The sequence below is a fragment of the Wenzhouxiangella limi genome, from assembly GCF_010499265.1.
In the GTDB taxonomy this organism is placed as follows: domain Bacteria; phylum Pseudomonadota; class Gammaproteobacteria; order Xanthomonadales; family Wenzhouxiangellaceae; genus Wenzhouxiangella; species Wenzhouxiangella limi.
Genome location: NZ_JAAGSC010000039.1, coordinates 103,162 through 109,508, shown reverse-complemented (window position 1 = coordinate 109,508; position 6,347 = coordinate 103,162). Strand labels below are relative to the sequence as shown.

The window sequence follows — 6,347 nt, the reverse complement described above, 5'->3', positions numbered from 1 at the left end:
AAGCGCAAGACGCGGCGCGAGAAGTTTCTGGAGCGCATGGACGCGCTCATCCCCTGGCCGCGGCTGGTCAAGAAGCTCAAGAAGCACTATCCCAGAGGCACCCGGGGCCGTCTCCCTTATCCGCTTGAGACCATGCTGCGGATTCACTGCATGCAATTGTTCTACAACCTGTCCGATCCGGCAATGGAAGACACCCTCTACGAGATTGAGTCCATGCGCCGCTTCGCCGGTTTGAAACTGTCGGATGCGCTGCCCGACGAGACCACCATTCTGAACTTCCGCCACTTTCTGGAGCGCTACAAGCTCGGCGACAAGATCTTCCAGGAGGTCAATCGCCACCTGCAGGAACAAGGCCTGATGCTCAGAGAAGGCTCGATCGTTGATGCCAGCATCATTGATGCGCCCAGCTCGACCAAAAACCAGGAAGGACAGCGAGACCCTGAGATGCACCAGACCCGGAAAGGCAAGCAGTGGTACTTCGGGATGAAGATGCATATCGCCGTCGACGACACACTGGGGCTGATCCACAGTCTGGAGACGACCCCGGCCAATACCCACGACCTCAGTGTGGTCGATCGGTTGCTGCATGGCGAAGAAGAGCGAGTCTTCGGCGACTCTGGCTACAGGGGCATTGAGCAGCACGTAGCACCCAAGAAACTCAAAGCACGCTTGTTCGTGGCTGAGCGTCCCGGCAGACGCAGGACGATGAATCCCGACAGCCCAGAGGCGTATGCCGAGAAGCTCAAGGCGTCGATGCGGGCGAAGGTTGAGCATCCGTTCTTCTACATCAAGAGAATGTTCGGTTACGGCAAGGTCCGCTACCGAGGCCTGACCAAGAACCGCAACCGGCTGAGCATGTTGGCGGCCTTCTCGAACCTGCTGATCGGGCAGCGCTATCAGCCAACGTAGGGTTACTGCGTCCGGTGAACGTCCGAAAGGCGGAGATCGGACGAAAAGGAAACGAAAAATGCGAAAACAAACGACCGGAACCGCTGCTGCTGGGCTGATCATGCCGATGATCGCCGAAAAACGTCATTCTTCAGACCATCCTTGGCTTTGCATCAATGCTGCATGATAATGCCGAATCGGGACGCTTGGGTTCGAACTGAATCCCGGCATAGGCTCCGGGTCAAGTCCGGGGCGACAGGTTGGGACTGATACAGGCGCCGGGTCAAGCCCGGGGCGACAGGTTGGGGATGCTCTCGGTACTTCGAGCTGGCCGACGACATCATCCAGATCCGCGCCTACGACCACCCCATGCTGGAGTTTTTCGAGATGATGGTAGTCTGCCAGCTGCTGGCCATGGAAATCGCCATCCGGCTGGATGCGGATGTGGATATGCCGAGGAACCTGGCGAAGAGTGTGACGGTGGAGTGAGGGTGTTGGGCGTAATGGCGCGGTAACTGGTCCAGTGCACAGCGGTCATGGAAGCAAATATCTTCTTTCTGGTACGCTGGTGGGGCCAAACGGTAGAACCGCGAAAGTTCTCTCCGTCTGGATTGTGCCGCATCATTCCACGATGGCGCGCTTGGTAACGGCAATGCCGGGAGACAGGAAATGACGTTGGAACTGCTGGATGTGGTTATTCTGCAACGCGATTTGCCGGCCCATGGTCTGGCGGCGGGCGATCTGGGTACTGTGGTCGAGCGTTATGATGACGGTTCCGCGGAAGTCGAGTTTGTTTGTGCTTCAGGCCGCACCCAGGCGTTGGTGGAACTCGCGGTATCCGATTTGCGCGAAGTTGGCGATGAGGATTTACTTGCGGTGCGGCAGGTTGAGCGAGTGGCTTGAGCTAGATCATCGGGTTTTCGGTTTGCTGGAGATAGAAATCGCAAGCCTGCTGGCGTGGGGCGGGGCGCGGACTGCCGCTGGAACTTACCGACGAGCGTGACGGTGGAGTGACAAGGCCAACGATGGCGCTGCCGGGCCGGGTGTTGTATGCGGTGCGGCACTCGTTCCCGTTTGCGTCCAATGGCTATGCGGTGCGGACCCACGGCGTGGCCCGCGCGCTGGTGCAGTCCGGGTGTCAGGTGGTGGTGTGTACGGCCCCAGGGTTGCCCTGGAATCAGCCGGGGCAGGGCGGCCGCCGGTGGCCCAATCATTACCAGATCGACGGTGTGCGCTATGTCCATACCCGGTTTGAGGAGATTTCCGGGGAAAGCGCTGACGCCCGGCAGCAACGGCTGGAGGCGGCGTACGCTGAGCTGATCCGCATCTTCAAGCCTGCCGCGGTGATGGCTGCCTCCAACTGGGCCAACGCCCTGCCGCCGGCGCGTGCGGCTCGGTCTGCAGGTCTGCCGTTTTTCTACGAGGTCCGCGGCTTCTGGGAGTTGACCCGGCTGGCAGCTGAGCCGTCCTGGGCGGATTCGCCGGAATATCGAAAGGCACAGGTGCTGGAGCAGGGCGTGGCGCGCCGGGCCCAGCGGCTGTTCACCTTGAATCGCTTCATGCGCGATGAGTTGGTGCAGCGCGGTGTCCCGGCCGAGCGTATCGATCTGGTGCCCAATGGTTTTGATGGCTGGGCTCCCGCGCCGGGTGGTTCCGATGCCTTGCGCCAGCGCTTGGGCATCACGGCCAGGCATGTGCTTGGCTACATCGGGTCTTTCAATGCCTACGAGGGCCTGGAAGATTGCCAGTTTGCGAACTGGTCTCCCCGCTCAAACCCCTTGAAGCCGCCGCGCACGACAAGCGTGTGCTGATGTCCGACGTCGCCCCCCTGGCCGAACTCCGCGGCCGCTGCCACAATTTCTTCTATTTCTCAAAAGGCCAGCCCGACAGCCTGGCCGAGCAAATCCACCACATCCTCACCACCCACCCCGAACCGCCCACCCGCTGCGTGGAGCTGGAGCAGTTGACCTGGAAAGAAAATGTCCGGCCAATGGTTGGGGCGACAACTATCCTGACAGAGGGGGCTCCCCGCCGAGTTCTGTCTCGGCCTGCTGCCAACTGAGAACCCGGATGCCGCGTCGATCGGCCTGGCTTTCCCCACCGTAGATCAGGGTGGGGTTCTGCGCCAGATCTCCAGCCAGCGCGGTCCAGCGCTCCAGCGCGATAAAAAAATCTCGGTTAAGCGTCTGCCCTGACTTGATCTCGATCGGCATCAGGCCCGTGGCTGTTTCTATCAGGAGGTCGATTTCATTGCCATGGCTGTCGCGCCAGAAATAGAACAAGGGCCTCTCGCCGCGATTGAGATAGGCTTTGCGCAGTTCAGCAATGATCCAGGTCTCGAAGATGGCACCGCGCAGCGGATGCGTCGCGAGTTGTTCCTGTGCCTGGATGCCGAGTAGCCAGCACAGCAGGCCCGTATCGAGAAAATACAGCTTGGGTGATTTGATCAGGCGCTTGTTGAAGTTGGCGTGGTGAGGCTGCAAAAGACAGAGCACGTAGCTGGCCTCCAGCACCGAAATCCACGCCCGCGCCGTGTTGTGGGAGATACCGCAATCGTTGGCCAGTGACGACAGGTTGAGGATTTGTCCACTTCGCCCGGCACATAGACGAACGAAGCGCTGAAAGTTGTCGAGATCCTGGATGTTCAGCAGTTGGCGTACGTCGCGCTCGATATAGGCGGCCACGTAGGCCGGAAACCAGTGCCGCGGCGCAACCGGACGGTCGTACAGGGCCGGGTAGCCGCCCGAAAAAAGTGTGGCATTAAGTGTGCTGGGGGCCTTTTCGCTCTGCGCCAGTTCGGTGCGGCTGAGCGGCAACAGTTCGATGAATGCACTGCGGCCGGCCAGCGACTGTGAAATGCCGGACATCAAACCGAACTGTTGTGAACCCGTCAGCACGAAACGGCCCATGCGCCCGTCCTCATCCACGTTGGACTGCAGGTAGGACATCAACTCCGGCGCGCGCTGGACTTCGTCCAGCACGGCACCTTCATTCAACCCACTCAGGAACCCGCGTGGATCATCAAGCGCCAGGGCGCGAATGTCGGGATCTTCCAGCGATCTGTATGGCTTGTTGCGGAAGACCTGCCGCGCCAGCGTGGTCTTGCCTGACTGGCGCGGACCGGTGATGGTCACCGCCGGAAAGCCTTTCAGAAGTTGGCGTACCAAAGATTCTGCCTGTCTTGGAATCATGCTGACGGGGAACAGGGGAAGCTGTGTAAATTGTAAATCACAAATAGAAATCGCACAAAGCCTCGGCTGACACTCCGGAGCCACGGCCCGCAAGCTGTGCGCGGAGATTGCGGATGTGAATATGCCGAGGAACCTGGCAAAGAGTGTGACGGTGGAGTGAGGGGGTTGACGTGGTAAGGAATAAGTCTTACTCTTCGCGCTTATCCAGGCGCTAGCCAAGCATCTGATGCGGCCAGTCATCCAGCAAGCCACTTTGACTTCCAAGGGTCAGATCACTTTGCCGAAAGCGATTCGGCAGGCCCTTGGCGTGACGACGGGCGCCAAGGTGGCGTTCGAACTGCGCGGTGACCAGGTGATTGTCACGCGCGCGCAGGAAGAACATGCCGACCCAGCCATTGGCAGTTTCCTCGCCTTGTTGGAGGCGGATATCCGCCACGGGCGCCACGTAGGCAGTTTGCCGGATGAGCTCGTCCGGGCGATGCTCGACAATCTGGGGAAGGATGTTGATCTTAGCGAGGAGATTGAAGGTTCAGTCGATCTTTGATGCAGCGCCATGGCTGGAATTTGTTGTTTCACGCCTGCGTTACTGAGCAGTTGCGCAATGTGCATCTTGCTGCGGACCGGGCACGGCGCAAGGATCAAGAGGGCTACGAGTGGAACGCGAATGTTCGATTGTTCAATGCGTTGACCCATTTGATGCTGGAAGTCATCCCCTCGGATCCGGGCAGTGACGTATATCGACAGGGCAACACACTAGGCTCAGCCTTTCGCCACTGGCGTAGAGCCAAAATCGGACGGCGTTTCCGGTTGTTTTTTCGTTATGACTCGAGGGCCAGAACCATCGTATTCGGCTGGGTCAATGATGCGCAGACCTTGCGCAAGGCGGGCAGCAAATCAGACCCGTACAGGGTCTTCCGTCAAATGCTCAATGCCGGCAATCCGCCAGATGACTGGCAGCAGTTGGTTGATGCGAGTCGTGCTGACTGGAAACGACCCTAGTCTAGCGAAATCAGGCCACTCACGAGTACCCGGACGCACCCGAGCAGAATGCCGAAAATCTGAATCTCATACTTGAGGCCTTGCCCAAGCTCAAGTCTGTTTTTGAGCGGGTTGCTGAGCATGCGGTGCGTTATCAAGAGTCGGAGTCTCTGGCTTCTGAAAGGGGGACGGAATAGGACGCCCTGCGTGATTGGGTCGCTATTTCCGCCCCACCGAAGTGGAAACCTTGCTCGGCGACCCGACCAAGGCCAGGGGAGAAACCCGGCCGGAAGCCCGAAATCACCGCCCGGGAGATGTGTGGGGAGATGGTGGCGGAGGATCTCAAGACCGCGCAGCGGCATGCGTTGTTGAAGGAGCATGGGCTGGATTTGCCGGTTTCGTTGGAGAATGGGTGAGGGTGGTGGTCTGGTCGCCGGCGGACCGATTCATCCTTATAACGGCTTCAGCGCGGCCGGCAAGTCCGTGTGACTGAAGTCGTTGCCCTTGAACAACAACGGCTGTCGGGTTGATTTTGCCAGCGCGTAACTGAAGCAGTCGCCAAAATTGAGCTGGGCTGGGTGTCCGGTACCCTTGCCATAGGCCCGGTAAGCCTGACGTGCGATGCTGACGTGATCGGCGGTGACTGGGGCGATCTCGATTCGGGCTTCCCGGATCAGATCGTCCATCGCGTTACTGGCGATGGGGCTGCCGCCATGATCAATGCGGATGGCCGTTTCCAGCCAGTTGGCGGCTGAGATATGCGCAGACTGGGCCTGGGCGATGGCTTCTGCGTGCACTTGGGCATCGGGTTCGTTGAACAGGATGGCCAGCAGTGCTGAGCTGTCGATGATCATTTGGTTATCACTTGGGTAGCCCGAGTTCGTCGTAGAGCAGCTCGGCGTGGTCATCAGAGCGGGCCGCTTCCGGCAGGTTCTCCGCGCATCGTCGCCCGATGTTCAGCAGCTTTTGGGGAAGCGCCATGCGTGAACGTTGCGCGCGTTCCAGCTCCAGCTGCGAGCGCAATGCCAATTTGACCGCTTCAGTGATCTTCAGGCCGCTTTCGGCGGCCAGCTCGCGGGCCAGGCGGTCGGTTTCTTCGTCCTTGATGCTGAGTGGCATTTTCTGCCTTTCTGCCTAGGGAAGGTATATGCATAGAATAATGATGCCCTGTGCGCGTGTCAATCAGAGCGATTGGCTTGAAATTGCGCTGGGGCGGGAAGTAGACACGGCGACCCGACCAAGGCCAAGGAAAAACTCGGCTGGGAACCCGAAATCACCGCCCGCGAGATG

At 59.5% G+C, this 6,347-nt stretch carries 9 protein-coding genes; 6 read left to right on the top strand and 3 right to left on the bottom strand.

Features of this window, described 5'->3' with window-relative positions; genetic code table 11:
* The 4 genes from G3I74_RS06240 to G3I74_RS06230 form a co-directional block, all read left to right on the top strand.
* A partial coding sequence (locus G3I74_RS06240; protein ID WP_164210715.1) for an IS5 family transposase occupies nucleotides 1-909 on the top strand: 909 nt, incomplete at its 5' end.
* Nucleotides 910-1,411: 502 nt separating this feature from the next.
* Nucleotides 1,412-1,561 carry a DUF6883 domain-containing protein gene (locus G3I74_RS16305; RefSeq protein ID WP_420823068.1) on the top strand — a complete coding sequence of 50 codons (150 nt, stop codon included), beginning with the start codon at nucleotides 1,412-1,414 and terminating at the stop codon, nucleotides 1,559-1,561.
* Nucleotides 1,558-1,791 carry a DUF4926 domain-containing protein gene (locus tag G3I74_RS06235; RefSeq protein ID WP_164210714.1) on the top strand — a complete coding sequence of 78 codons (234 nt, stop codon included), beginning with the start codon at nucleotides 1,558-1,560 and terminating at the stop codon, nucleotides 1,789-1,791. The genes G3I74_RS16305 and G3I74_RS06235 overlap by 4 nt, the downstream gene beginning before the upstream one ends.
* A gap of 122 nt (nucleotides 1,792-1,913) precedes the next feature.
* The gene (locus G3I74_RS06230) at nucleotides 1,914-2,699 is read left to right on the top strand and encodes a glycosyltransferase (RefSeq protein ID WP_164210713.1); all 786 of its coding nucleotides are present in this window, start codon (nucleotides 1,914-1,916) and stop codon (nucleotides 2,697-2,699) included.
* A gap of 195 nt (nucleotides 2,700-2,894) precedes the next feature.
* Here G3I74_RS06230 and G3I74_RS06225 read toward each other — a convergent pair whose 3' ends face one another.
* Entirely contained in the window at nucleotides 2,895-4,079 is a 1,185-nt protein-coding gene (locus G3I74_RS06225; RefSeq protein WP_164210887.1) for an ATP-binding protein, read from the bottom strand.
* A 226-nt stretch (nucleotides 4,080-4,305) separates the two neighbouring features.
* Here G3I74_RS06225 and G3I74_RS06220 point away from each other — a divergent pair, with 226 nt between their 5' ends.
* Nucleotides 4,306-4,623: a type II toxin-antitoxin system PrlF family antitoxin gene (locus G3I74_RS06220; protein WP_164210712.1), complete on the top strand. Its 318-nt coding sequence runs from the start codon at nucleotides 4,306-4,308 to the stop codon at nucleotides 4,621-4,623.
* A complete protein-coding gene (locus G3I74_RS06215) occupies nucleotides 4,623-5,078 on the top strand; it encodes a type II toxin-antitoxin system YhaV family toxin (RefSeq protein WP_164210711.1) in 456 nt (151 codons plus the stop codon). Before G3I74_RS06220 ends, G3I74_RS06215 begins: the two co-directional genes overlap by 1 nt.
* A 431-nt stretch (nucleotides 5,079-5,509) precedes the next feature.
* Here the strand turns inward: G3I74_RS06215 and G3I74_RS06205 are convergent, their stop codons facing one another.
* Both G3I74_RS06205 and G3I74_RS06200 read right to left on the bottom strand, forming a co-directional pair.
* Nucleotides 5,510-5,965, bottom strand: coding sequence for a type II toxin-antitoxin system VapC family toxin (locus G3I74_RS06205; RefSeq protein ID WP_239056664.1), 456 nt, complete (start codon nucleotides 5,963-5,965; stop codon nucleotides 5,510-5,512).
* On the bottom strand, nucleotides 5,919-6,176 hold the full coding sequence (locus G3I74_RS06200) for a type II toxin-antitoxin system VapB family antitoxin (RefSeq protein WP_164210710.1): 258 nt from the start codon (nucleotides 6,174-6,176) through the stop codon (nucleotides 5,919-5,921). The genes G3I74_RS06205 and G3I74_RS06200 overlap by 47 nt, the downstream gene beginning before the upstream one ends.
* Between the last annotated feature and the right edge of the window lie 171 nt (nucleotides 6,177-6,347).